This is a genomic window from Yersinia vastinensis (genome assembly GCF_902726565.1).
Taxonomy (GTDB): domain Bacteria; phylum Pseudomonadota; class Gammaproteobacteria; order Enterobacterales; family Enterobacteriaceae; genus Yersinia; species Yersinia vastinensis.
In genome coordinates this window covers 225,690-249,497 of sequence record NZ_CACVAF010000003.1, presented here as the reverse complement: position 1 = coordinate 249,497, position 23,808 = coordinate 225,690, and the positions used below count along the sequence as shown (strand labels likewise).

The following is a 23,808-nucleotide window of genomic DNA, read 5'->3' as shown; positions in this document are numbered from 1 at the left end:
ATGTCGCAAGCTGCCCTGAATGCGCGTGAACGAGCGGCTGAAAACAGTGCCGCCCGGCGCAGTAACGGAGGACAGTTAGCAGGGTTGATTTTCCTGCTAATGGTTCTGGGTACCATCCTCTGGGGAGGATGGGTAGTCGTCGGTTGGATGAAGGATGCCAGTCGATTGCCGCTGTCGAAACTGGTGGTGACAGGTGAGCGCCATTACACCACCAATGATGATATTCGCCAGGCAATTCTGGCATTGGGCGCACCAGGGACTTTCATGACGCAGGATGTCAATATCATTCAGCAACAGATTGAGAGATTACCTTGGATTCAGCAGGCCAGTGTGCGTAAACAATGGCCGGATGAGCTGAAAATCCATCTGGTGGAGTATGTGCCCTTTGCCCGTTGGAATGATTTACATATGGTGGATGAGCAGGGGCGGTCATTTAGTGTGCCGTCTGAGCGAGTCGGTAAGCAGAAGTTGCCATTATTGTACGGACCGGAAGGCAGTGAACAGGATGTTCTCGAAGGTTACCGGGCAATAAACAAGGTGTTAGCGGCCAATAAGTATCAGCTAAAAATGGTGGCAATGAGTGCCAGACATTCTTGGCAGTTGGCCTTAGATAATGATGTTCGGCTGGAGCTGGGACGGGATGACCGGATGGGGCGTTTGCAGCGTTTCATCAAGTTGTATCCGATGTTGCAACAGCAGCCAGATAAACGGGTCAGTTATGTCGATTTGCGATATGAAACAGGGGCTGCAATAGGTTGGGCTCCGGTATTTATCGGCAGTCAGGGTGTTGAACCATCCATAAATGACCAGCAGAACAGTAATCCGCAACAGAATCAGGCACAGGCAAAACAACAATGATCAAGTCGACGGACAGAAAACTGGTAGTAGGTCTTGAGATCGGAACGGCAAAGGTCTCCGCATTGGTAGGGGAAGTTCTGCCCGATGGCATGGTCAATATTATTGGGGTAGGCAGTTGCCCATCCCGTGGCATGGATAAGGGTGGGGTTAATGATCTTGAATCGGTAGTGAAATGCGTCCAGCGCGCTATCGATCAGGCTGAGTTAATGGCAGATTGCCAAATTTCATCTGTTTATCTGGCGTTGTCGGGTAAACATATCAGTTGTCAGAATGAAATAGGGATGGTTCCTATTTCAGAAGAGGAAGTAACTCAGGAAGATGTAGAAAACGTAGTGCATACCGCGAAGTCGGTACGTGTGCGTGATGAGCATCGTATCTTGCATGTTATTCCGCAGGAGTATGCCATCGATTATCAGGAAGGCATTAAAAATCCTGTTGGTCTTTCGGGCGTGCGGATGCAGGCCAAGGTACACCTGATTACCTGCCATAACGATATGGCAAAGAATATTGTTAAAGCGGTAGAACGTTGTGGTCTGAAAGTGGACCAATTGATTTTCGCCGGTTTGGCAGCCAGTTATGCCGTATTGACCGAAGATGAACGTGAGCTAGGTGTCTGTGTTGTCGACATCGGTGGTGGCACCATGGATATGGCGGTTTATACCGGTGGGGCATTGCGTCATACCAAAGTTATCCCTTACGCCGGGAATGTGGTCACCAGCGATATAGCTTATGCCTTCGGGACTCCGCCGACAGACGCGGAAGCGATTAAAGTTCGACACGGCTGTGCGCTCGGGTCGATTGTCAGCAAGGACGAAAGTGTAGAAGTGCCAAGTGTTGGCGGACGTCCTCCTCGTAGTCTGCAAAGACAGACACTCGCTGAGGTTATAGAACCACGCTACACCGAATTGCTGAATTTGGTTAATGACGAGATTTTACAATTGCAGGAGCAATTACGTCAGCAAGGTGTGAAGCATCATCTGGCAGCCGGTATTGTGCTGACAGGCGGAGCGGCACAAATTGATGGTTTGGCTGAATGTGCGCAACGAGTATTTCATGCTCAGGTGCGTATCGGTCAACCGCTCAATATTACCGGGCTGACGGATTATGCACAGGAACCTTATTACTCCACTGCTGTTGGGTTGTTGCACTATGGTAAAGAATCTCATCTCAGTGGTGAGTCAGAAGTAGAAAAACGTGCCTCAGTGGGCAATTGGTTTAAACGTATCAATAGCTGGCTGAGAAAAGAGTTTTAATGTTTCAACAAAGAGATCATGCTGAACATATTTTTTGATCTCGAAGCGACAGGCACAAAACGGAGAGAAACTATGTTTGAACCTATGGAACTAACCAATGACGCGGTGATTAAAGTCATCGGCGTCGGTGGTGGCGGTGGCAATGCCGTCGAACACATGGTGCGCGAGCGCATCGAAGGTGTTGAATTCTTCGCCGTTAATACAGACGCTCAGGCGCTACGTAAGACGGCTGTTGGCCAAACAATCCAAATTGGTAGCGGTATTACCAAAGGTTTGGGTGCTGGCGCAAACCCAGAAGTGGGTCGCAATTCAGCCGAAGAAGACCGTGAAGCTCTGCGTGCAGCCCTTGAAGGTGCAGACATGGTCTTTATTGCTGCTGGCATGGGCGGTGGTACCGGTACTGGTGCTGCTCCTGTTGTTGCTGAGGTGGCTAAAGATCTGGGTATTCTGACAGTTGCTGTGGTTACCAAGCCTTTCAATTTCGAAGGCAAGAAACGCATGGCATTTGCTGAGCAGGGTATTGCTGAACTGTCCAAGCATGTGGACTCACTGATCACTATCCCGAACGATAAATTATTAAAAGTTCTGGGTCGTGGCATCTCTCTACTGGATGCATTCGGTGCGGCTAACGATGTATTGAAAGGCGCTGTTCAGGGTATCGCTGAACTGATTACCCGCCCAGGCTTGATGAACGTCGACTTTGCTGACGTGCGCACAGTGATGTCCGAAATGGGTTATGCCATGATGGGCTCTGGTGTTGCTTGTGGCGAAGACCGTGCGGAAGAAGCAGCAGAAATGGCTATCTCCAGCCCGTTGCTGGAAGATATCGACTTGTCTGGTGCTCGTGGTGTTCTGGTTAACATCACCGCTGGTTTCGATTTGCGTTTGGATGAATTCGAAACTGTGGGTAACACTATCCGTGCATTTGCGTCTGACAATGCGACCGTTGTTATCGGTACATCATTAGACCCAGAAATGAACGATGAGCTGCGCGTAACTGTTGTTGCGACCGGTATCGGCATGGATAAACGCCCTGAGATAACGCTGGTAACCAACAAGCAAACACAGCCTGTTATGGACCATCGTTACCAGCAGCATGGCATGTCTCCTTTACCTCAGGAAGTTAAACCTGCGGCTAAAGTGGTTAATGACCCAACTGCTCAAACAAATAAAGAGCCCGATTATTTGGATATTCCGGCGTTTTTGCGTAAGCAAGCCGACTAATTATCGAAAATATTGGAATCTCCGCTCTTTGTGCTAAACTGTCCCGCCGATCTTGTTATAAACTTGGTCGGTAGGATGGATAACATTGCGAGATAAAACGATGATCAAACAAAGGACTTTAAAACGTATTGTTCAGGCGACTGGCGTCGGTTTGCACACCGGTAAGAAAGTCACGCTGACAATGCGACCCGCGCCGGCTAATACCGGGGTCATCTATCGTCGCACTGACTTGAATCCACCGGTTGATTTTCCGGCAGATGCAAAATCCGTGCGTGATACCATGCTCTGTACTTGCTTGGTCAATGAGCATGACGTGCGTATTTCTACTGTTGAGCATCTCAACGCTGCTCTGGCAGGGTTAGGGATTGATAACATTATTATTGAAGTTAACGCTCCCGAAGTACCGATTATGGACGGTAGTGCCAGTCCATTTGTGTACTTGCTGCTGGATGCCGGTATCGAAGAGTTAAACTCTGCGAAGAAATTCCTGCGTCTGAAAGAGACTGTGCGGGTTGAAGACGGTGATAAATGGGCTGAATTGTCTCCATTCAATGGATTCCGTTTGGATTTTACCATTGATTTTAATCACCCGGCGATTGACTCAAGTACTCAGCGTTACCGTTTAGATTTTTCGGCCGACTCATTCGTCCGTCAAATTAGCCGAGCGCGTACTTTTGGTTTCATGCGTGATATCGAATATCTGCAGTCCCGTGGTTTGTGCCTGGGCGGTAGTTTCGATTGTGCCATCGTGGTAGATGATTACCGCGTGTTGAACGAAGATGGCCTGCGCTTCGAAGATGAATTTGTTCGTCACAAAATGCTGGACGCCATCGGCGACCTGTTTATGTGTGGTCACAACATTATTGGCGCATTTACTGCGTACAAATCTGGTCATGCACTCAACAACAAGCTATTGCAGGCTGTTTTAGCTAAACAAGAAGCTTGGGAATATGTGACGTTCCAAGACGAAGCCGAAATGCCATTGGCATTCAAAGCTCCGTCTACGGTATTGGCTTACTAAAAGCTATTATTTATCACTTTTGGTTGCGTTGGCACTCTCTCCGGCCAACGCAGCCAATCGTTCCAATATTGTCCTCAGTTTTTCAGGGCTACGGCTCGCTAATCCTCTTAATTCCTTAGCACTTTCTAAACTTAAATGGCGCAATGGCGGCGATTTCTCAGAATTTTGCGTAGATTTTGCGATATCTTGCGTAATGTTATGGCCCTTCGCCATTAACGATGGATTAATCCTGATGTCGATTGAAGACAATGATGGTAGAATTTGCGCTCGTAGTGCAGAGAGCAACGCGGGTTGTTCATAACGTAAGCGCATTAACCAGCTAGCGCTCGCAGTCTCTAGCACTAAAACACTCTGTCGATAGTTAGCGACGCGACACCATGGCTGCAACTGTGAAGGGAGCAATCCTTTTACCGCACGGTTAAGTTTTAACAGTGCTGTAGCGCGTTGCTGTACGTTATGCAGTGGTCCGTTTTCTGCTGCAATAGCATCATCGAACAGAACATCTAATAATTGTGGGCGGCTTTCACGCATTGACAAGGCTCCGGCGGATTTTAAACTCGTGATCGGTATTCTAAATCGTTGGCGACAATTTGGCAGACGTTATTTCTGGCCGCATCTCCTATTGGGGATGGTCGCGGCGAGTCTTGGCGTGCCATCAAACCTGTCTGGCGTTCCTGATCAAGCCGCGATACCGAATACATCCTCTAGCCAAAGCCGTCAGAATCAAGGCGCGACAAACTTTAACAGTTTGGCATTGTTGCATGATATGCATCGTCGCCCTTCATTCAGCGTAGACTACTGGCAACAGCATGCACTGCGCACGGTTATTCGTCATCTTTCATTTGCTCTGGCACCTCAAGCAGCTTATGCACGAGTACAAGAAGATGTAGAAATCGAACAAGTTCAGTCGTCTCAAATTCAACAGCTTGCCTTGTTGGATACACTGAATGCGCTGCTGACACACGAATTTAAACCGCCCGCGATCATTCGTTATACTGAGCAGGTTAAACGTCCCGTTATTTCGCTACACACACCCGGACTTTGGCTTGCACAAGTGCAAGGCATCCGAGCCGGGCCTGCCAATTTGAGTTAATTGTTTTCTTGGTTCACCCCAATTTTATACAACCTTTGGCCGCCGGTTTGGTGGTTTTGTAAGAGATATTAAGAATCATGCTAATTAAATTATTAACCAAAGTTTTTGGCAGCCGTAACGATCGTACACTGCGCCGTATGCGCAAGGTGGTTGATCTTATCAACCGCATGGAACCTGAAGTCGAAAAATTGACTGATGCAGAATTACGCGCTAAAACGGATGAATTTCGTGAGCGTTTGGCAAAAGGTGCTGTGCTGGAAACCTTGATTCCTGAAGCTTTTGCTGTGGTGCGTGAGGCCAGTAAACGTGTGTTTGGTATGCGTCACTTCGACGTACAGTTGCTTGGTGGTATGGTCCTGAACGAACGCTGCATCGCAGAAATGCGTACAGGTGAAGGTAAAACACTGACAGCAACTCTGCCTGCTTACCTGAATGCGTTGACTGGACGTGGTGTTCACGTGGTTACCGTCAATGACTACTTGGCTCAACGTGACGCCGAAAATAACCGTCCATTATTTGAGTTCTTGGGTTTGAGTGTCGGTATCAACCTGCCAAATATGACGGCACCGGCTAAACGTGCTGCTTATGCTGCGGATATCACCTACGGTACTAACAACGAATACGGTTTTGACTACCTGCGCGACAACATGGCGTTTAGCCCTGAAGAGCGTGTGCAACGTAAACTGCACTATGCGCTGGTGGATGAGGTCGACTCCATCTTGATTGATGAAGCTCGTACCCCGCTAATTATCTCTGGCCCGGCTGAAGATAGTTCAGAGATGTATATCCGTGTTAACAAACTGATTCCAAAACTGATTCGTCAGGAAAAAGAGGATTCAGATACCTTCCAGGGTGAAGGGCACTTCTCGGTAGATGAAAAATCACGTCAGGTTCATTTGACTGAGCGTGGTCTGATTCTGATCGAACAAATGTTAGTGGACGCGGGCATCATGGATGAAGGGGAGTCTCTGTATTCTCCAAGCAACATTATGTTAATGCACCACGTCACTGCGGCGCTGCGTGCGCACGTGCTATTTACCCGTGATGTTGACTACATCGTGAAAGACGGTGAGGTTATCATCGTTGATGAGCACACCGGGCGTACCATGCAAGGGCGCCGTTGGTCCGATGGCCTACATCAGGCTGTTGAAGCTAAAGAAGGCGTTGAGATCCAGAACGAAAACCAAACGCTGGCTTCGATTACCTTCCAGAACTACTTCCGACTCTATGAAAAACTGGCCGGTATGACCGGTACAGCGGATACAGAAGCATTTGAATTTAGCTCGATTTATAAGCTGGATACTATTGTTGTACCCACCAACCGCCCAATGATCCGTAAGGATTTGGCTGATTTGGTCTATATGACTGAACAGGAAAAAATTGGTGCCATTATCGAAGATATCCGTGAGCGTACGGCAAACGGCCAACCCGTATTGGTGGGGACAATCTCGATTGAAAAATCCGAAGTCGTCTCTGCGGAGCTAACCAAAGCCGGTATTGAACATAAAGTTCTGAATGCCAAATTCCACGCCATGGAAGCGGAAATCGTTTCTCAAGCCGGTCAGCCTGGGGCGGTGACTATCGCCACCAACATGGCAGGGCGCGGTACCGACATCGTGTTGGGGGGGAGCTGGCAGAGTGAGATTGCACTGCTGGAAGACCCAACTGAAGATCAAATTGCCGCCATTAAAGCGGCATGGCAGGTTCGTCATGATGCAGTGTTGGCATCCGGTGGTTTGCATATCATTGGTACTGAACGTCATGAATCGCGTCGTATTGATAACCAGTTACGTGGTCGTGCGGGCCGTCAGGGGGATGCGGGTTCTTCACGCTTCTACCTATCAATGGAAGATGCTTTGATGCGTATTTTTGCCTCTGACCGTGTGTCTGGCATGATGCGTAAATTGGGTATGAAGCCGGGTGAAGCGATCGAACACCCATGGGTTACCAAAGCTATCGCTAATGCGCAGCGTAAAGTTGAAAGCCGTAACTTTGATATCCGTAAGCAATTACTCGAATATGATGATGTGGCTAACGACCAGCGTCGGGCTATCTACAGCCAGCGTAATGAACTGCTGGACGTGTCTGATGTTAGCGAAACTATCAACAGCATTCGTGAGGATGTCTTCAAAACGGTTATCGACAGCTATATCCCAACCCAGTCTCTGGAAGAAATGTGGGATGTTGAAGGTCTAGAACAACGTCTGAAAAATGATTTTGATCTCGATATGCCGATTGCTCAATGGCTTGAGGACGAGCCACAGTTGCATGAAGAAACATTGCGTGAGCGCATTCTGCAACAGGCTATCGAGGTTTATCAGCGTAAAGAAGAAGTTGTGGGCATTGAAATGATGCGCAACTTCGAAAAAGGCGTGATGCTGCAAACGCTGGATTCCTTGTGGAAAGAGCATTTGGCTGCAATGGACTACCTGCGTCAGGGCATTCATTTACGTGGTTATGCGCAAAAAGATCCTAAGCAAGAATATAAGCGTGAGTCTTTTGCTATGTTTGCTGCCATGCTGGAGTCGCTGAAATATGAAGTGATCAGCGTTCTGAGCAAAGTACAGGTGCGGATGCCGGAAGAGGTTGAAGCCTTGGAAGTCCAGCGCCGTGAAGAAGCTGAACGTTTGGCTAAACAGCAGCAATTAAGCCATCAATCAGATAACAGTGCACTGATGTCACAGGAAGAAGTCAGCGTCGCTGCTAGTCTTGAACGCAAAGTGGGACGTAATGATCCGTGCCCGTGTGGTTCAGGCAAGAAATACAAACAGTGCCATGGCCGGTTGCAGTAATATTTTAGGCTAAGATTGATACTGTTAATGAGGGCGGCGTAAAAACCGCCCTTTATTTTGACTTTTTTTTGTCGTTTTATCCTAGGACAAGCAAGCAGGGATATTCAAAGCCGCAGGAATGCCCTGATCAGGAGAAAGAGAATTGAAACACTTACATATCGCCGTGGGGATTATTCGTAACTCGCAGCAAGAAATTTTTATCACTCAGCGTGCTGCCGATTCCCATATGGCCGGCTTTTGGGAATTCCCCGGAGGCAAGATTGAGCAGGGCGAAACCCCCGAGCTTGCTCTAAGGCGTGAACTGCTGGAGGAAACTGGAATTGAAGTACAAAAGGCGACGTTACTGAAGGTACTTGAACATACTTTTACCGATCGTATCGTGACACTAAGTTTCTATCTAGTTGAGGTTTGGGAGGGAGAACCTTTTGGGCGCGAAGGGCAGCCTATGCGTTGGGTGAAACAATCTGAATTATTGGCGCAAGAATTCCCGCCAGCCAATGCAGCAATCATTGAACTGCTGACGGCATAACGCCGTGGATATGATAGATTTTGATTAATAGTGCGAGAATGGAGCAACATGCCATTTGCTCCACCCTTATGAGACGATAATTGGCTGTTAACGCTGTCAGTGTTTGAGAGGGTCTTCTTCGCTCCACTCATCACTATCAGATTGTTCGCCATGGCTAGGTATGCGTTTTTCTTCATCAGCCCACTCACCTAAGTCAATAAGCTGGCAACGCTTGCAACAGAAAGGGCGATAAGGGCTTTGTTCGCCCCAAACAACGACCTTTCCACATGTTGGGCAGTTAACCTCTATTTCTTCGGTTTCCATGTTTTCTCCTAAAATCTATCAACACCTTCTACCCTGCATTTTGCAATTCTTCGGGTATAGCTGAGTGCACACTCAGCAGCAGGCCAATTCAAACGATAAACGAGCTGGCACGGTACCATTTTCACTGTCGAGTGGTAAGAAGCGAATGGCATATCGTGTTTTATGACCGGAAATCTGCGGATACAGTTGAATGTCCAGTGGCAAACGTAATCTGAGTAAATCCGCCCCTTCAGCATTATCTTGGAAGAAACCATTTAAGCTAATTTGTGCTCGCAGTGGGCCTGACTGCCGAATCAAATCTAAAATGATGGTCAGCGATTGATTCAGTGGCGCTAGACTTTCCAGCAATTTGGCGATGTGTTGATTACGCTGTTCTTGTGGTTGATGTAGCCAAGTATGCAACGTGGGTAAATCAAAACTACAGCAACCACCAGGGATACTTAGGCGCTGGCGAACAACACTGATTAAACGATCTTCTTTTAGTGATTGCCCGATACGGGGTGCTGACATCAATACTGAAGCCCGACTTTTTAGCTGGCCCCGCAGTGATTCTACTCGTGAGACATCGACGCCGGGCATCTCGGCCCATTGCTGTAATTTTTGTTGCTGGCGTTCAAGCTCTTTAAGTAAATCAGTTCGAACTTCACCGCGCTCTAGGACATCAATTAAATCAGATGCGGTTCGGAAAAATGTTAATGCACTGGCAATATTATCTAACGCACGTTGGCTTTCTAATTGTTGTAGTAAAAACTCCATTCTCAGCCAGGTACGCATTTTTTCATTGAGCGGATGTTCAAAAAGTATTGTTGAGGTGAGGTCACTCATCGATGTAGATCCTGTTGGGCCGCAACTGCCAATTTTAAATACTGCTGGTGTAATGAAGCAACTTGCGGGGCGATAACTAATGGATCGCCACTGTTGTCAATAATGTCATCAGCACAGGCCAGCCGCTGTTGTCGCGAAGCCTGTGAGGCTAAAATATGTTCTGCCTGTTGGCGAGTAATACCATCTCTCGCCATCGTTCTAGCGAGTTGTATTTCAGGTGCTACATCTACCACTAACACACGATTGGCACGGTTGTGTAAACCATTTTCGACCAGCAGGGGAACAACCCAAAGTACATATGGCTTATCAATGCTGGCAAGTTGGCGCTGGGTTTCATGCTGAATCAGTGGATGCAACAAGGAATTTAACCATGCTTTTTCTTTCGGCTCACTGAAAATTTTTTCGCGCAATGCCGCTCGGTTCAATGTGCCATCTGCTTGCAAGATAGTTTCACCATAGCGAGACGCTATAGTACCTAATGCCGGCATTCTCGGTTCAACTACCTGACGGGCAATAATATCAGCATCAACCAGGGGCACACCGAGATTGGCGAATGCGTCTGCGACTGTGCTTTTACCGCTGCCAATACCACCGGTGAGGGCCACAATATAGGTCATTGCCTCGCCTTGCATACTGTTAGTGAGTGGCCGGATTGTATCTGAAAGCAGCGGGGAAGGCATAGCATGGGATGCATTCTGTTTGAACTGAGTAGAAAAATAGATGGCGTGAGCATACAGATAAAAGAGCTGCCGCTACTCTTCAGGTAATTTGTGGGATTGTAGCGTAAATAAAGGTGCATTCGCAGTCTTGCCGTAGAAATATTCATGCGTATGATAGCTTCACTGGGATGGCGTGATTTACGCCCGATCACATTTTGCGATCTATCGCCACTAACCAGGAAATAATCAGCCATGCGTATTGAAGAAGGTTTGAAGTTAGGCTTTAAAGATGTGTTAATCCGTCCTAAACGTTCAACGCTGAAAAGCCGCTCTGAAGTAGAACTGGAACGCCAGTTTACCTTCAAACATTCAGGTTGGAATTGGTCTGGTGTACCTATCATCGCCGCTAATATGGATACTGTTGGCACCTTCCGCATGGCAGAAGTTCTGGCATCATTTGACGTACTCACTGCGGTCCATAAACATTATAGCGTTGAGCAATGGGGTGAGTTTGTAAAACGAGTTCCTGAATCAGTATTGCGGCATGTTATGGTCTCAACCGGGACTTCTTCTGCTGATTTCGACAAAATGAAACAAATTCTGGCGTTATCACCTGCATTGAAATTTATCTGTATTGATGTCGCTAATGGCTATTCTGAGCATTTTGTCTCTTTCCTGCAAAAAGCACGTGAAGCTTGCCCGGATAAAGTTATCTGTGCAGGTAATGTGGTGACTGGTGAGATGGTAGAAGAACTGATTCTCTCTGGTGCCGATATTGTTAAAGTGGGTATTGGCCCCGGTTCCGTTTGTACTACACGTGTTAAGACTGGTGTTGGCTATCCACAGTTATCAGCAGTGATTGAATGTGCTGATGCTGCTCATGGCTTAGGTGGGCAGATTGTCAGCGATGGCGGCTGTTCAGTGCCTGGGGATGTAGCTAAAGCCTTTGGTGGCGGAGCTGACTTCGTGATGTTAGGCGGCATGCTTGCCGGGCATGACGAATGCGAAGGCCGAGTTGTTGAAGAGAATGGCGAGAAGTTTATGCTGTTCTACGGTATGAGTTCTGAATCTGCGATGAAACGCCATGTAGGTGGTGTTGCCGAGTACCGCGCCGCAGAAGGCAAAACAGTTAAATTGCCATTGCGTGGTTCAGTCGATAATACGGTACGTGACATCATGGGCGGCTTGCGTTCAGCTTGTACCTACGTAGGTGCTTCTCATTTAAAAGAATTGACTAAGCGCACTACATTTATCCGTGTAGCAGAGCAAGAAAACCGCGTATTCGGCAGTAATTAATCTCAGATTTTTGATGATATTTATGTGTTGAGATAGAAGGGCGTACTTATTGACGCCCTCTTTCTAAAAATACCTCAAGCTTTTTCACCGAATAATGCCCTCTCTGGCAATCTCATTTATCCAATAACATCACCTAACTGAAATATAGGTAAATACATCGCAATCACTAGAGTTCCAACAATGCTGCCAATAACCAGCATTAAAAGTGGCTCTAACATTTGGGTGAGATTATCGGCCAAATCTTGTGTTTGCTGTTGATGCCAATTCGCCAATTTTTCTAATAGTACGTCCAATGCACCTGACTCCTCACCTACACGCACCATTTGTTGGCATAGCGGCGGGAAGAGAGGCTGTTGGGCTAGAGCTTTATATAACGGCAGCCCTTGATTGATCTGAGCTTGGATATGCTTGAGTGCTTGCTGATAACTGCAGTTATGGATGGACATGAGTGCGGCATCTAACCCCGCGGTTAGGGGGATCCCTGCATATTGAGTCATTGCCAGTGTTTGAAAAATTTGGCTCAAACTGCTGCCACGAATTAACGCTGATATGAATGGGAGGCGCAATAGTAGCCTTTGTTCTCGCTGCTTCCAGTGAACTTGATGCCGCCGTATATACAGATATCCAATACACAGTGATGTTACTAATAAGACGATGAATGGCCCATAAGCAGTAAGAAATGCTGATGTCGCAAGTAATGTGGCTGTCAGTGCTGGCAACTCTGTATCGAATGATTGGTAGATTTGTGCAAATTCAGGTAACACCATGACCAGCATAATCATGCTCACAACTAATGCAATAACGCAGACAAATACTGGATATTTGAGTGCCTTAACCACTTTATTTTGTAGTTTTTGCTGCCGTTCTTGATGCTGTACCAACTGGAGGCAACACTGTTCAAGGTTACCAGTCAATTCTCCCATCGCAATCACTGGGGGATAGAGCCGGGGAAAAGTATGAGGGTAGCGCGCCATCACTTCTGATAATGATTGCCCTTGTGAAACCTGAAGACTTATTTCCTGCAATAAACACTGCCACGGGAGATCATCCATTTCTTTTGCCAGCATTCGCAAGCTGTTAACTAAAGGTAGCCCAGCTTGCAGTAAGGTGGCTAATTGGCGAGTAACAGTAATTAGACGCTCCCCTCGCCAATAACGAGCTGATAACTGTTTACCACTTTTAACGCCAAGGGGATGTAATCCCTGACGGAATATATGCTCATAGACAATATTTCGCTCTGTTGCCAATAGTGCACCGGTTTGAAGTTGTCCCTCTGTATTCGTTGCTTTCCAATAGAATAAGCGCTGATGATTCACGGTATTGCCTCAATATTAGTTAGTTGCCCCACGACACGTTTAATCTCACTCAGGCTAGTCACACCACTTTCGACCAATGCCAAGCCAGCAGAAAGCAGTGTCACTTGCTCTTGTTCCAGCGCAATTCGAGTGAGTTCTGGCGGGCTGGCATTATTGAGCAAAGCTTGTTTAATCGGGGGCGTCACATCTAATATTTCGTAAATTCCCGTCCGGCCATAATAGCCTGCACTGCAATGTTCACAGCCGACAGCAAGATAATGCTGTATTGGCTTTATCTGTACATCAGAAGGGGGATGAAAAAGGGAGATAGATGGCTTTCGGCAATGTAAACACAAGCGGCGCACTAAGCGTTGGGCAATGACTAATATCAGGCTGGAGGCGATTAAGTGACGTTCTATACCCATTTGTGTCAGGCGTATTAGTGTCTCAGCCGTTGAGTTGGTATGTAACGTTGAAAGCACCAAATGCCCAGTGAGTGCTGCTTTAACTGCAATTTCTGCCGTCTCATTGTCTCGAATCTCACCTAGCATAATGACATCAGGATCCTGACGTAACATCGCGCGTAATACACCAGAGAAATCTAGCCCTATCTTCTTGTTAGTTTGAGTTTGATTTATGCCATCCACTTGGATTTCTATAGGATCTTCAACACTACAAATGTTTAGCTGCGATTGGTTTAGTTGCTCCATGCTGCAATAAAGGGTGACTGTCTTGCCGCTGCCTGTTGGCCCTGTGACCAGTATTAAGCCTTGTGGAGCCGCTAGTGCTCGCGTTAACTGTTGGTGAGCGATTGGGACTAGCCCTAATTTCTCCAATGTTGGTTGCTGTTGTGCATTAAGTATTCGCAACACCACTTTTTCACCATATTGCACAGGAAGAGTAGCGATTCTCATGGAGTAGCGGATACCGTCTAACAGCAAAGTGAGTTGACCATCTTGTGATAAGCGTTTTTCAGCAATATTCAATTTAGACATGACCTTCAGGCAGCTACTGATTCGACTTGCTAAATCAGCGGGCGGTGAGGGGGATTCATGTAATACGCCGTCGATTCTTAATCGAATGCGGTAGTGATGCTGATAAGGCTCGAAATGGATATCCGATGCACGTTTTGCAATGGCTAACCTGAGTGTTTGGGTTATAAATTGAATAACAGGAATATCGCTTTGATTATCTAGCAATGTCTCATCAGAATCCTGTTGCGGTTGGTTTGATAAAGTAGCCCCAAGTCGTTCTTCCCGCTTCGTGAGTGTACTAGGAGATATTTCTTTGGATTTCCCCTCCTCGAATGGGGCCAAATTTAATGATTGCTCAATCTTGGCTTCTGGCCAATATTCCACTCTGACTTTGCGGCCACAAGTAAAACGTAGTGCTGTTAATAACTCATCATTCACTGGGGTTGGTGACGCTATGAATAGATTCTGACTGTCTAGTTTTAGTGCTATTGCCCTGTGACGGTGGCAAAGTGTGTGTAAATCATCACTGATTATTTGAGGTGGGTATTTCATGAGTTCAGTCATTGGTTAGACCTTGTCATTGAAGCGAAATACACTCTTACAGTTATCTGTAAGGCTGCTATCTACCGCGGTACATGTTCTGGTCCAAACAATATTTCCACTTTTATTTAATGTTGGTGACATAGCCAATGTTAGGTCGGCGAGCGTGTGTTGGCCTGTTAACGTAATGACACCTTTATCAATCATTGTGGTATGAACGTAACGTGACTTTTCCCCTGTAGGTATGCCATGACTGCCTGCATTACAGTTATTGAGGCTGGCATGTTCCAGAACACACAGTTCTACGGCCATTTTGTAAGGGACAATGGTTTGTAACATATCAGTGAGTGCCGCTTTTTGGATATAGCGCTGATAAGACGGAATACCAATGCCACTGAGGACTGCAATGATGGCGATCGCGACCATCAGTTCAATTAATGTAAAACCCCGTTGATTAGCCATATGCCACTTTCCTTGTGTATGAGAAAACGAGGTAAGAGTGCAGGTTTTTCATTCATGGCAATAGCAACACTGCCACGATTTGCGAAGCATACTGTCGAATATTTAGGTTGTTACATAGGCATGACAGATAACTTCGGCGGCGTTCGCAAAACAGAATCAGAGTCTGTTAATGGTTATATTCCGCCGAAGATGATCTGCTAGGATTATTGAAAACGCATGGAAAGGTCTAAGGCGGTGATATGTTTGGTAAGCGCACCCACTGAAATGAAGTCAATGCCTGTTTCAGCATAACTACGCAGTGTTTCCAGTGTGACATTGCCTGAAACTTCCAATTGTGCACTGTTCCCGCCCTTGGCAAATTCATCGCGTTTTTTTACCGCATCACGCATCATTGGAATGGTGAAGTTATCTAGCATAATGATATCTGCCCCCGCTTCCAATGCTTGCTGTAGCTCATCAAGGGATTCCACTTCAACTTCGACAGGGACATCGGCATGTATCCAAAATGCTTTGGCAACAGCTTCTTTAATCGACCCAGCGGCAATAATATGATTTTCCTTAATAAGGAAAGCATCGGATAGGCCAAGCCGATGATTGCTTCCACCACCACAAAGTACGGCATATTTCAGTGCGGTACGCAGTCCTGGCAATGTTTTCCGGGTGTCGAGTAATTGTGTATTTAGCCCTGATAGCATCGCGACATAATGGCTGACTTCCGTGGCGACACCCGAAAGTGTTTGTAGGAAGTTGAGGGCAGTACGTTCGCCTGTTAATAGGATGCGGGCCGGACCAGTCAGATGGCAGAGCACCTGATTAGCTGTCAATTTGTCGCCATCGTTAACGAGCCACTCGACTGATACTTGAGCGCCAAGTTGAATGAACACTTCATTCAACCAGCGTTGACCACAGAAAACACCCTCTTCACGGGTAATAATAGTGGCCTTGGCATGTTTATCCGCTGGGAGCAATTGTGCAGTAAGGTCACGATCGGCATTGACCTCTCCACCCAGATCTTCACTCAGAGCTTGGGCAACAGTAGAAGGGATATCATATTGAATTCGTTCCAATAGCTCGGCGCGGCGGCTGTCGGCATTATAGCTGCGGGTCGGCATAGAAAACTCCGAAATGGCGGATAGATAGTTGTCCAAACATGCTACTCTGTTGCTGGCAGAAGTGCCATATACCCTTCGTACTTGAAGTCGTCGGTGTGTTAACTATAAAGAGCTGGTTGGTGTGTATTAATAAGGGCTAAGGTAAATAATGCAGTTAGATAATGGCTGGATTTCAGGAGTTAAGCGGGTCGTTTCTCCCCATTTTGATCAGCGGCCCGATGGTGAAACTCCTTCCCTGTTGGTGATTCATAATATTAGTCTGCCCCCCGGTGAATTTGGTGGCCCGTATATCGACCAGCTATTCACTGGCACATTGAATGCTAATGAACATCCTTATTTTGCCGATATTGTTCACTTGCGTGTTTCAGCCCATTGTCTGATTCGCCGAGATGGTGAAATTATTCAATATGTTCCTTTTGATAAACGAGCTTGGCATGCTGGCGTCTCCACCTTTGCTGGACGTGAGCGGTGTAACGATTTCTCGATTGGAATCGAGCTGGAAGGGACAGATGTGTTACCGTTTACGCCCGCACAATATTGCAGCCTGACGGAGATAAGTGCATTACTGTTTGCTCATTATCCAATAACCGTCGAGCGGGTGACGGGCCATAGTGATATTGCTCCGGGGCGTAAAACTGATCCTGGCCCCGCTTTTGACTGGGTGTTGTATCAGCAGCATTTAGCATCGCTCTCTTCACCGTCGTAATGTAGAGAGCATTCAATGTGTTAATCAGAATTTACTGCCGAGCGCTTATGGGTTTGTCGCTTCGTCTGCTATTGTCGTATACACATGCCGGGAGGCGTATGCCCTGTTTCAGGGCTGGTTAAGAGCAAAGGGAGAATAAGAGCTAATGACACTGTTTACGCTGTTGCTGGTGCTGGCATGGGAGCGCTTGTTTAAGCTGGGCGAACATTGGCAGCTAGATCATCGCCTTGAAGTGGTATTTGCGCGTTTTCATCGCTTTTCGTTGATACAAACAATTTTACTGACTGTGGTGTGGATGACACTGGTGTGGTTGGTTTTGCAACTCGTGCAAAATATCTTGTTTGGCTTCCCTCTTTTACTGCTTTGGATACTGATTTGTCTGTTGTGTATTGGTGCTGGTGGCATTCGTAAGCATTATCGTGCCTACCTGAAAGCCGCTAAACAGGGCGATGTTCATGCTACTGACAAAATGGCCGAGGAGTTAGCGCTGATTCATGGTTTACCGATGGAGAGTGGTGAGAAGGTCAGGCTGCAATCCCTGCAAAATGCATTGTTATGGATAAACTTCCGCTATTATTTAGCACCTATCTTTTGGTTTGTCGTCTGTGCTAAGTATGGCCCAGTGGCATTAGCTGGGTACGCGATGCTGCGTGGATACCAAACTTGGCTGGCTCGTCATCACACACCTTTGCAGCGTTCTCAATCTGGCATTGATCGTGTCCTACATTGGCTGGACTGGATTCCTGTGCGGTTGGTGGGGGTCGCTTATGCATTATTAGGGCATGGCGAAAGAGCATTGCCAGCCTGGTTCGCTTCATTGGGTGATTTTCACTCACAGCAATATCAGGTATTGACTCGTCTCGCACAGTACTCGTTGGCACGAGAGCCTCATTTAGACCCTGTGCAGACACCAAGAGCGGCGGTTTCTCTGGCGCGAAAAGTTACACTGACAGTGATTGTGGTGGTTGCTTTACTCACGATTTATGGTGCGTTGGTATAGCTAACGTGCTTTCTGTACTGGCCGGAATACTTGCTCCCGGCCAGTGCTATCCCCATAAGATATAAACTATTTTCTGAGTGAATCAGTGATTATCTGCTGGTGGCTCGCCAAATATCGGCATACCTTGCTTATCCCAACTGATAGTCTTGATTCGAGTATGACGATTAGGATCATAAAGCGGATCACCTTCAATTTCAGTGTAGTTACGGGCGTGATAAACCAGCACATCTTCGCCAAACTCATTGCGAGTAAAACTATTGTGGCCGGGGCCGAATTGGCGATTTTGATATTGGGTACGAAACACGGGTTCCGGTAATTTATGCCACTGTGCTGCATCCAAAATATCACTGTTGATATCGGCCCATAGCAGCCCTATGCAGTAGTTTTCATCTGTAGCACTGGCGGAGTAACTGATAAAAATACGCTCCCCATATTTAATAACCGCAGGGCCTTCATTGACCCAAAAACCGATGGTTTCCCAAGGTAATTCTGGTTGGCTCAACATGACTGGTTCACCTTTCAGCGTCCATGGATTGGCCATTTCAGCCAAATATAAATTTGAGTTTCCTTGAATGCGAGGGTCTTTCTGTGCCCACAAATAATAGTGTTTCCCGTTATGTTCAAAGTGCGTTGCATCCAGTGAGAAACTATCCAGTGGTGTGGCAATGCGTCCTTTTTCAACCCACTTTCCGGTCAGTGGATTAGCGGCATCGCACTCTAGTGCGAACATACGGTGCTGGAATAAACCTTCGGCAATGTCAGGTGAATGGGCAGCAGCAAAATAGAGATACCATTTGCCGTCAATAAAATGCAGCTCAGGTGCCCAGATTAACGAGCACATTGGGCCTTGTTGTGGTTTGCGCCACACTGTCACAGCTTCGGCTTGAGCTAACCCTGTCAGTGATGCTGCACGGCGCAATTCGAGGCGGTCGTATTCCGGAACAGACGCGGTAAAATAATAATAACCATCAGTGTGCCGATAGATAAATGGGTCTGCCCGCTGCTCAATTAAAGGGTTAGGGTAGGTACGCTCGGTCATACTGACTCCTTGGCTTCCAGTTGCTTCCCAGTGCGATAGTCACTGAGTTCTTGATAGTTATGGCGACGTTTTTCCAGATCGATTTGAATTTGTTTCATCAGATTACGGTCGACTTTCAATAACCGAACGACGCCAGCGGTGATCAGATAACCCACCCCAGGGATCACGGTGAACAGCAGCACAATACTGTTTAATGCACTCGGTGTTTGGTTGATAGCCTCTGCTTGATAACCGGTGGCAGACAGCAGAAAACCTACCATAGCGCCCGCTACCGCTAATCCTACTTTCAAGAAGAATAGATTGCCGGAGAAGCTGATACCGGTGATGCGTTTACCTGTCTTCCATTCACCATAGTCATCAACGTCAGCCATGAGTGACCAGTGCAGTGGGGAGGGAATTTGGTGCAGGATATTTAATAGGAAGTAAGCCACCACAATCAGTGCGGTCAGGTGGGGATTCAGGAAATAGAAACCGCATGAGAAAATGGCCAGTATGATATTAGTCCAGAAAAAGACTTTTAATTTACAGAATTTATCTGTCAATGGTTTCGCCAGTGCGCTGCCAATCATCATACCGATGACGCCAAGGCTGATAAAAAGGCTGGCGAAAGAGAATGATTGCTGCATGGCATAGGTGACGTAATACATTGTTGCCGCCATACGAATAAATCCGGGGCAGACATTGCAGAATGTCAGTAACAAGATGCGAACCCACTGATCATTTTTCCACACATCGCGCAGGTCAGCTTTTAGGGCATCATTTGTGGGGATAGCGGGTTTAATTCGCTCTTTTACTGTCGCGAAGCAGAATAGGAACATAAAGAAGGCGACTGTCGCCAATACCCCCATTGCCATTTGATAACCGCGTGCTTTATCCGCCCCGCCAAACCATTCAGCCATCGGCAATAATGTCATTGATAATATCAAGGTGGCGATACCCACCATGATGAAACGATATGATTGGCATGAGACGCGCTCTTTGGGATCAGACGTAATCACGCCACCTAATGAGCAGTAAGGAATGTTAATGGCGGTATAGGAGAGTGACATTAAGAAGTAAGTGGCGAAAGCATAGATAACTTTGCTGTTATAGGTCCACTCCGGCGTAGTAAACATGAGAACGCTGAATAAGACATAGGGCAGGGACATCCACAACAAATAGGGGCGAAAACGACCATAACGGCTTTGAGTGCGATCGGCGATAGCACCCATAATCGGATCAGTCACCGCATCCAGAACTCGAACTGAAAGCAGCAGAACCCCCACTAGCGCTGGGGCGAGTCCGAAAATGTCAGTATAGAAATAATTTAGGAAAAGCATGATTGCGCCGCCAATCATGTTGCAACCAGCATCCCCCATTCCATACCCGATCTTTTCCTTCACTGTAAGTGCGGTGTTCATGGATATTTTCTCCGTTATGGATCAAAAACAGTCTTAGGGATGGATTATTGCCGCACAATTGGCTGGGGCATCAGAAGTTAATGGTTATAGAGATGGACAAATAAGCCATTGCCATCAAAGTGTGAGCCAGATTGCAAAATACAGATTTAGTAAATTAAACAGATAAGTTATCGCGAATTTTTTTCTGAGAATAATGAGCTGTCAGTATTCGTTATAGATAAGAATCAGTTGGTTACGATGGAAAGGTATTGATGGAGGATAAATTGGTTTATTTTTGCTAAACAATAAAATAAACGGGCCAGCACTGGTGGCTGGCCCGTTAGAGACGAAATCGTCAGATTTTCATGGATAACAGGTTAATTTCTGCTATTAGGATTTTGCTCGTTGACGGCGGTTTTTCAGGACATAACCGATAGCCAGAAGCAATACCCACGCTGGGATCAGCAGCACTGAAATCTGGATACCCGGTGTCAGGTACATGATGACCAGAATACCCGTCAGGAACAGTAAGCATAAATAGTTGCTGAACGGATACCAGAATGCTTTGAACTGCGGGATGACACCTTGGCGGTTTTTAGCTGCACGGAATTTAAGGTGGGCTAGACTAATCATCGCCCAGTTAATCACCAGCGCTGATACCACTAAGGCCATCAGTAATTCAAAAGCACGCCCCGGCAACAGATAATTAATCAGTACACAGAAGGCAGTGGCAAATGCAGAGACGGCGATAGCAATCACCGGTACACCACGACCATCAACTTTTAACAGTATTTTCGGGCCGTTACCTTGCTTGGCTAAACCAAATAACATGCGGCTGTTACAGTAAACGCAACTGTTGTAGACCGACAATGCCGCCGTCAGCACGACAATATTCAATACTGTTGCGACCACATTACTGTTCAATGCGTGGAAGATAAGGACAAATGGGCTACCGCCTTCAACCACTTTTCCCCATGGGTAGAGGGACAGTAAAATAGCCAGAGAACCAATATAAAACAGCAGGATACGATAGATTACCTGATTGGTGGCTTTCGGGATGCTTTTGGCTGGGTTTTCTGCTTCTGCAGCGGTAATCCCCACTAATTCAAGCCCACCGAAGGAAAACATGATGACAGCCATCGCCATCACCAGACCCATGATGCCATTGGGGAAGAACCCACCCTGCGCCCATAAGTTGGTGACGGTGGCTTCTGGGCCGCCTTGTCCACTAAGGAGTAAATAGCCGCCGAACAGAATCATCGCAATGATGGCGACCACTTTAATGATGGCGAACCAGAACTCCATCTCACCATACACTTTTACGTTCGCCAGATTGATGGCGTTGATGGCAAGGAAGAAGACCGCAGCAGATACCCATGTTGGGATCTCCGGCCACCAATATTGCACGTAGATACCGACGGCCGTGAGTTCAGCCATGGCCACGAGTACGTAGAGAACCCAGTAATTCCAACCAGAGGCAAAGCCGGCGAAGTTGCCCCAATATTTATAAGCAAAGTGGCTGAAAGAACCGGCAACGGGTTCCTCGACCACCATTTCCCCCAACTGGCGCATAATCAAGAATGCGATAAAGCCCCCAATTGCATACCCCAGTAAAACTGAAGGCCCCGCCATTTGAATCGTCTGCGCGATACCAAGAAATAGCCCGGTACCAATAGCACCACCTAAGGCAATAAGCTGAATGTGGCGGTTTTTAAGCCCCCGCTTTAGCTCCGCACCTTCTTGTTGAACACTCATCATTGCATCCTCTGTCGTTGTCACTTTTAGCAGGTTTAGTTAGCTAAACCGATGCTGCTTGCTATGCGTAAGGTTTTGATTACATTATTTGTATTGTTTTGTTTACGGTTGCTTTATGTGGAATTTACGATTTTGGCTACCGTTGAGAAGAGAATAGTGGTAGGCGAGAATTATTGCATCTGCTTTTTATTTTAACCGGCGAATTTTTAGTCAAAACATGCAGAAAAATGTTGATGCGTGATCAAGCTGTTGTTTTCAGGAAAAAGTAATAATGTGCATTTTTAGTACGAAAAGTCACCAGTTGGCTATTTTTATAATGGTCATACCAGTGTTCAGGTGAAAGAAAAGAGGAATACAGATTTTTCTTGTTTCATTTTGAATTTATATTCATAAAAAATGATTTTAAACTCATAAATAAAATTACTATAACGCTTCAGCTTGCCTAATTACCCGTTTCATAAAAGTTAAAACTCGTTTGTCTCAAGTAATGGTATTACCACCGCCACGTTATCACTTTGCACCCCTTTATCAGCAAAGTTGTTAAAATGTGCTGGGTTTCATGATTTCGGTCAAGGTCCGTATGGACAGGTAGTGAATACTTTGTTACTTTATCGTCACGTTTTTGAAATTGGTATTACCAATTGACTCCGCGCCACTCGCAGAGACGATTCACTCAATACGGCTTACAGCGCGACTTACAAAAAATATGGCCTACAACAAAATCCGTCAGCCCAAATTATCAGATGTTATTGAGCAGCAGCTCGAATACCTGATTTTGGAAGGGACGCTACGCCCGGGTGAGAAATTACTGCCTGAGCGCGAGCTGGCGAAGCAATTTGATGTTTCCCGACCTTCTCTGCGAGAGGCAATCCAGCGCCTTGAGGCTAAGGGGCTGCTGCTGCGCCGTCAGGGTGGTGGTACTTTCGTACAAACCAATCTGTGGCAAAGCTTTAGCGATCCGCTGGCTGAACTGCTGGCCGACCATCCTGAATCACAATTCGACCTGTTAGAAACCCGTCATGCTCTTGAGGGTGTTGCAGCCTATTATGCCGCTTTACGTGGTACTGATGAAGACCTGCAACGGATCCGTGAGTGTCATACTGTGATTCAGCAAGCACAGGACAGCGGCGATTTGGATGCCGAGGCAGATGCTGTCATGCAGTATCAAGTGGCTGTCACAGAAGCTGCGCATAATGTGGTTTTGCTGCATTTACTGCGTTGTATGGGGCCAATGCTGGAACAAAACGTAAAACAAAACTTTGAATTGCTTTACTCGCGCCGCGAAATGCTGGCAACGGTGAGCAGTCACCGCGCCGGGATTTTTGAGGCGATTGTGGCACGCGAGCCAGAAAAAGCCCGCGAAGCTTCACACCGTCACTTGGCGTTTATTGAGGAGATCCTGTTGGACCTCAGTCGGGAGCACAGTCGCCGTGAGCGATCTTTGCGTCGGCTCCAACAGCGCAAGGACTAGAAACGAATCATTCAGGTTGCGCCTCTGCAAGACCTCAATAACTCGTTTTGTACCCTTTGTACTTGAAGCTGCAGGGTTGTTAGCTGCGTGAACTCCCCCGAATGATTTACTTGAGTAAGTTCATCGGGATTCGTTCCCTTGCTGTCTATCCGCAACTCCAATTCCTGTGGGTATAGGTTCTCATTTGAGAATCATTAGCGGCAACTAAACTGATGGGCCTAT

At 46.8% G+C, this 23,808-nt stretch carries 22 protein-coding genes; 11 read left to right on the top strand and 11 right to left on the bottom strand.

The window, feature by feature from the left end; all coding sequences use genetic code 11:
* The 4 genes from ftsQ to lpxC all read left to right on the top strand — a co-directional run bounded on the left by ftsQ (position 1) and on the right by lpxC (position 4,356).
* Complete coding sequence (gene ftsQ, locus HUZ92_RS05955; RefSeq protein WP_050100474.1) at positions 1 to 858, top strand: cell division protein FtsQ; 858 nt, start codon at positions 1 to 3, stop codon at positions 856 to 858.
* On the top strand, positions 855 to 2,111 hold the full coding sequence (gene ftsA / locus HUZ92_RS05950) for a cell division protein FtsA (RefSeq protein WP_002210431.1): 1,257 nt from the start codon (positions 855 to 857) through the stop codon (positions 2,109 to 2,111). The genes ftsQ and ftsA overlap by 4 nt, the downstream gene beginning before the upstream one ends.
* Positions 2,112 to 2,183: 72 nt before the next feature.
* On the top strand, positions 2,184 to 3,335 hold the full coding sequence (gene ftsZ, locus HUZ92_RS05945) for a cell division protein FtsZ (RefSeq protein ID WP_025379504.1): 1,152 nt from the start codon (positions 2,184 to 2,186) through the stop codon (positions 3,333 to 3,335).
* 100 nt (positions 3,336 to 3,435) lie between these two features.
* Entirely contained in the window at positions 3,436 to 4,356 is a 921-nt protein-coding gene (lpxC, locus tag HUZ92_RS05940; RefSeq protein ID WP_050100472.1) for a UDP-3-O-acyl-N-acetylglucosamine deacetylase, read from the top strand.
* Between the two features lie 6 nt (positions 4,357 to 4,362).
* Here the strand turns inward: lpxC and HUZ92_RS05935 are convergent, their stop codons facing one another.
* The gene (locus HUZ92_RS05935) at positions 4,363 to 4,887 is read right to left on the bottom strand and encodes a DUF721 domain-containing protein (protein WP_050100471.1); all 525 of its coding nucleotides are present in this window, start codon (positions 4,885 to 4,887) and stop codon (positions 4,363 to 4,365) included.
* Between the two features lie 28 nt (positions 4,888 to 4,915).
* Between HUZ92_RS05935 and secM the strand changes: the two genes are divergently transcribed.
* From secM to mutT, 3 genes are all read left to right on the top strand, one after another.
* Complete coding sequence (secM, locus tag HUZ92_RS05930; protein WP_050100469.1) at positions 4,916 to 5,449, top strand: secA translation cis-regulator SecM; 534 nt, start codon at positions 4,916 to 4,918, stop codon at positions 5,447 to 5,449.
* A gap of 77 nt (positions 5,450 to 5,526) precedes the next feature.
* Positions 5,527 to 8,241 carry a preprotein translocase subunit SecA gene (gene secA, locus HUZ92_RS05925; RefSeq protein ID WP_050140447.1) on the top strand — a complete coding sequence of 905 codons (2,715 nt, stop codon included), beginning with the start codon at positions 5,527 to 5,529 and terminating at the stop codon, positions 8,239 to 8,241.
* A gap of 142 nt (positions 8,242 to 8,383) precedes the next feature.
* A complete protein-coding gene (gene mutT / locus HUZ92_RS05920) occupies positions 8,384 to 8,770 on the top strand; it encodes an 8-oxo-dGTP diphosphatase MutT (protein WP_050100466.1) in 387 nt (128 codons plus the stop codon).
* Between the two features lie 96 nt (positions 8,771 to 8,866).
* Here mutT and yacG read toward each other — a convergent pair whose 3' ends face one another.
* The 3 genes from yacG to coaE all read right to left on the bottom strand — a co-directional run bounded on the left by yacG (position 8,867) and on the right by coaE (position 10,515).
* Positions 8,867 to 9,073 (bottom strand): DNA gyrase inhibitor YacG, encoded by a 207-nt coding sequence (gene yacG, locus HUZ92_RS05915; RefSeq protein WP_050100465.1) that lies wholly within the window; start codon positions 9,071 to 9,073, stop codon positions 8,867 to 8,869.
* 72 nt (positions 9,074 to 9,145) lie between these two features.
* Complete coding sequence (zapD, locus tag HUZ92_RS05910) at positions 9,146 to 9,898, bottom strand: cell division protein ZapD (protein ID WP_050100463.1); 753 nt, start codon at positions 9,896 to 9,898, stop codon at positions 9,146 to 9,148.
* Entirely contained in the window at positions 9,895 to 10,515 is a 621-nt protein-coding gene (gene coaE / locus HUZ92_RS05905; protein WP_050140449.1) for a dephospho-CoA kinase, read from the bottom strand. The genes zapD and coaE overlap by 4 nt, the downstream gene beginning before the upstream one ends.
* 294 nt (positions 10,516 to 10,809) lie before the next feature.
* Here coaE and HUZ92_RS05900 point away from each other — a divergent pair, with 294 nt between their 5' ends.
* Positions 10,810 to 11,853 (top strand): GMP reductase, encoded by a 1,044-nt coding sequence (locus tag HUZ92_RS05900; RefSeq protein WP_004706206.1) that lies wholly within the window; start codon positions 10,810 to 10,812, stop codon positions 11,851 to 11,853.
* A 116-nt stretch (positions 11,854 to 11,969) separates the two neighbouring features.
* Here the strand turns inward: HUZ92_RS05900 and hofC are convergent, their stop codons facing one another.
* The 4 genes from hofC to nadC all read right to left on the bottom strand — a co-directional run bounded on the left by hofC (position 11,970) and on the right by nadC (position 16,236).
* Positions 11,970 to 13,169 carry a protein transport protein HofC gene (gene hofC / locus HUZ92_RS05895; RefSeq protein WP_050100461.1) on the bottom strand — a complete coding sequence of 400 codons (1,200 nt, stop codon included), beginning with the start codon at positions 13,167 to 13,169 and terminating at the stop codon, positions 11,970 to 11,972.
* Complete coding sequence (gspE, locus tag HUZ92_RS05890; RefSeq protein ID WP_174846798.1) at positions 13,166 to 14,686, bottom strand: type II secretion system protein GspE; 1,521 nt, start codon at positions 14,684 to 14,686, stop codon at positions 13,166 to 13,168. Before gspE ends, hofC begins: the two co-directional genes overlap by 4 nt.
* A 3-nt stretch (positions 14,687 to 14,689) precedes the next feature.
* Positions 14,690 to 15,124, bottom strand: coding sequence for a prepilin peptidase-dependent pilin (gene ppdD, locus HUZ92_RS05885; RefSeq protein WP_050100459.1), 435 nt, complete (start codon positions 15,122 to 15,124; stop codon positions 14,690 to 14,692).
* 203 nt (positions 15,125 to 15,327) lie between these two features.
* Positions 15,328 to 16,236, bottom strand: coding sequence for a carboxylating nicotinate-nucleotide diphosphorylase (nadC, locus tag HUZ92_RS05880; protein WP_050100458.1), 909 nt, complete (start codon positions 16,234 to 16,236; stop codon positions 15,328 to 15,330).
* 148 nt (positions 16,237 to 16,384) lie between these two features.
* Between nadC and ampD the strand changes: the two genes are divergently transcribed.
* Both ampD and ampE read left to right on the top strand, forming a co-directional pair.
* Positions 16,385 to 16,942, top strand: a complete 558-nt coding sequence (gene ampD / locus HUZ92_RS05875; protein ID WP_050100456.1) for a 1,6-anhydro-N-acetylmuramyl-L-alanine amidase AmpD — start codon at positions 16,385 to 16,387, stop codon at positions 16,940 to 16,942.
* Between the two features lie 145 nt (positions 16,943 to 17,087).
* On the top strand, positions 17,088 to 17,942 hold the full coding sequence (ampE, locus tag HUZ92_RS05870) for a beta-lactamase regulator AmpE (protein ID WP_145580049.1): 855 nt from the start codon (positions 17,088 to 17,090) through the stop codon (positions 17,940 to 17,942).
* Between the two features lie 82 nt (positions 17,943 to 18,024).
* Here the strand turns inward: ampE and HUZ92_RS05865 are convergent, their stop codons facing one another.
* From HUZ92_RS05865 to HUZ92_RS05855, 3 genes are all read right to left on the bottom strand, one after another.
* Positions 18,025 to 18,981, bottom strand: coding sequence for a glycoside hydrolase family 43 protein (locus HUZ92_RS05865; protein ID WP_050100453.1), 957 nt, complete (start codon positions 18,979 to 18,981; stop codon positions 18,025 to 18,027).
* Positions 18,978 to 20,381, bottom strand: a complete 1,404-nt coding sequence (locus tag HUZ92_RS05860) for a glycoside-pentoside-hexuronide (GPH):cation symporter (protein WP_050100452.1) — start codon at positions 20,379 to 20,381, stop codon at positions 18,978 to 18,980. The genes HUZ92_RS05865 and HUZ92_RS05860 overlap by 4 nt, the downstream gene beginning before the upstream one ends.
* A 369-nt stretch (positions 20,382 to 20,750) precedes the next feature.
* Positions 20,751 to 22,115 carry an amino acid permease gene (locus HUZ92_RS05855; RefSeq protein WP_050100450.1) on the bottom strand — a complete coding sequence of 455 codons (1,365 nt, stop codon included), beginning with the start codon at positions 22,113 to 22,115 and terminating at the stop codon, positions 20,751 to 20,753.
* 706 nt (positions 22,116 to 22,821) lie between these two features.
* Here HUZ92_RS05855 and pdhR point away from each other — a divergent pair.
* Entirely contained in the window at positions 22,822 to 23,586 is a 765-nt protein-coding gene (gene pdhR, locus HUZ92_RS05850) for a pyruvate dehydrogenase complex transcriptional repressor PdhR (RefSeq protein WP_004389026.1), read from the top strand.
* Positions 23,587 to 23,808: the final 222 nt, after the last annotated feature.

Coding starts and splice junctions, on each gene's coding strand:
- ftsQ (WP_050100474.1), top strand. CDS start 1: ATGTCGCAAGCTGCCCTGAATGCGCGTGAACGAGCGGCTGAAAACAGT.
- ftsA (WP_002210431.1), top strand. CDS start 855: ATGATCAAGTCGACGGACAGAAAACTGGTAGTAGGTCTTGAGATCGGA.
- ftsZ (WP_025379504.1), top strand. CDS start 2,184: ATGTTTGAACCTATGGAACTAACCAATGACGCGGTGATTAAAGTCATC.
- lpxC (WP_050100472.1), top strand. CDS start 3,436: ATGATCAAACAAAGGACTTTAAAACGTATTGTTCAGGCGACTGGCGTC.
- HUZ92_RS05935 (WP_050100471.1), bottom strand. CDS start 4,887: ATGCGTGAAAGCCGCCCACAATTATTAGATGTTCTGTTCGATGATGCT.
- secA (WP_050140447.1), top strand. CDS start 5,527: ATGCTAATTAAATTATTAACCAAAGTTTTTGGCAGCCGTAACGATCGT.
- yacG (WP_050100465.1), bottom strand. CDS start 9,073: ATGGAAACCGAAGAAATAGAGGTTAACTGCCCAACATGTGGAAAGGTC.
- zapD (WP_050100463.1), bottom strand. CDS start 9,898: ATGAGTGACCTCACCTCAACAATACTTTTTGAACATCCGCTCAATGAA.
- coaE (WP_050140449.1), bottom strand. CDS start 10,515: ATGACCTATATTGTGGCCCTCACCGGTGGTATTGGCAGCGGTAAAAGC.
- HUZ92_RS05900 (WP_004706206.1), top strand. CDS start 10,810: ATGCGTATTGAAGAAGGTTTGAAGTTAGGCTTTAAAGATGTGTTAATC.
- gspE (WP_174846798.1), bottom strand. CDS start 14,686: ATGACTGAACTCATGAAATACCCACCTCAAATAATCAGTGATGATTTA.
- ppdD (WP_050100459.1), bottom strand. CDS start 15,124: ATGGCTAATCAACGGGGTTTTACATTAATTGAACTGATGGTCGCGATC.
- nadC (WP_050100458.1), bottom strand. CDS start 16,236: ATGCCGACCCGCAGCTATAATGCCGACAGCCGCCGCGCCGAGCTATTG.
- ampD (WP_050100456.1), top strand. CDS start 16,385: ATGCAGTTAGATAATGGCTGGATTTCAGGAGTTAAGCGGGTCGTTTCT.
- ampE (WP_145580049.1), top strand. CDS start 17,088: ATGACACTGTTTACGCTGTTGCTGGTGCTGGCATGGGAGCGCTTGTTT.
- HUZ92_RS05865 (WP_050100453.1), bottom strand. CDS start 18,981: ATGACCGAGCGTACCTACCCTAACCCTTTAATTGAGCAGCGGGCAGAC.
- HUZ92_RS05860 (WP_050100452.1), bottom strand. CDS start 20,381: ATGAACACCGCACTTACAGTGAAGGAAAAGATCGGGTATGGAATGGGG.
- HUZ92_RS05855 (WP_050100450.1), bottom strand. CDS start 22,115: ATGAGTGTTCAACAAGAAGGTGCGGAGCTAAAGCGGGGGCTTAAAAAC.
- pdhR (WP_004389026.1), top strand. CDS start 22,822: ATGGCCTACAACAAAATCCGTCAGCCCAAATTATCAGATGTTATTGAG.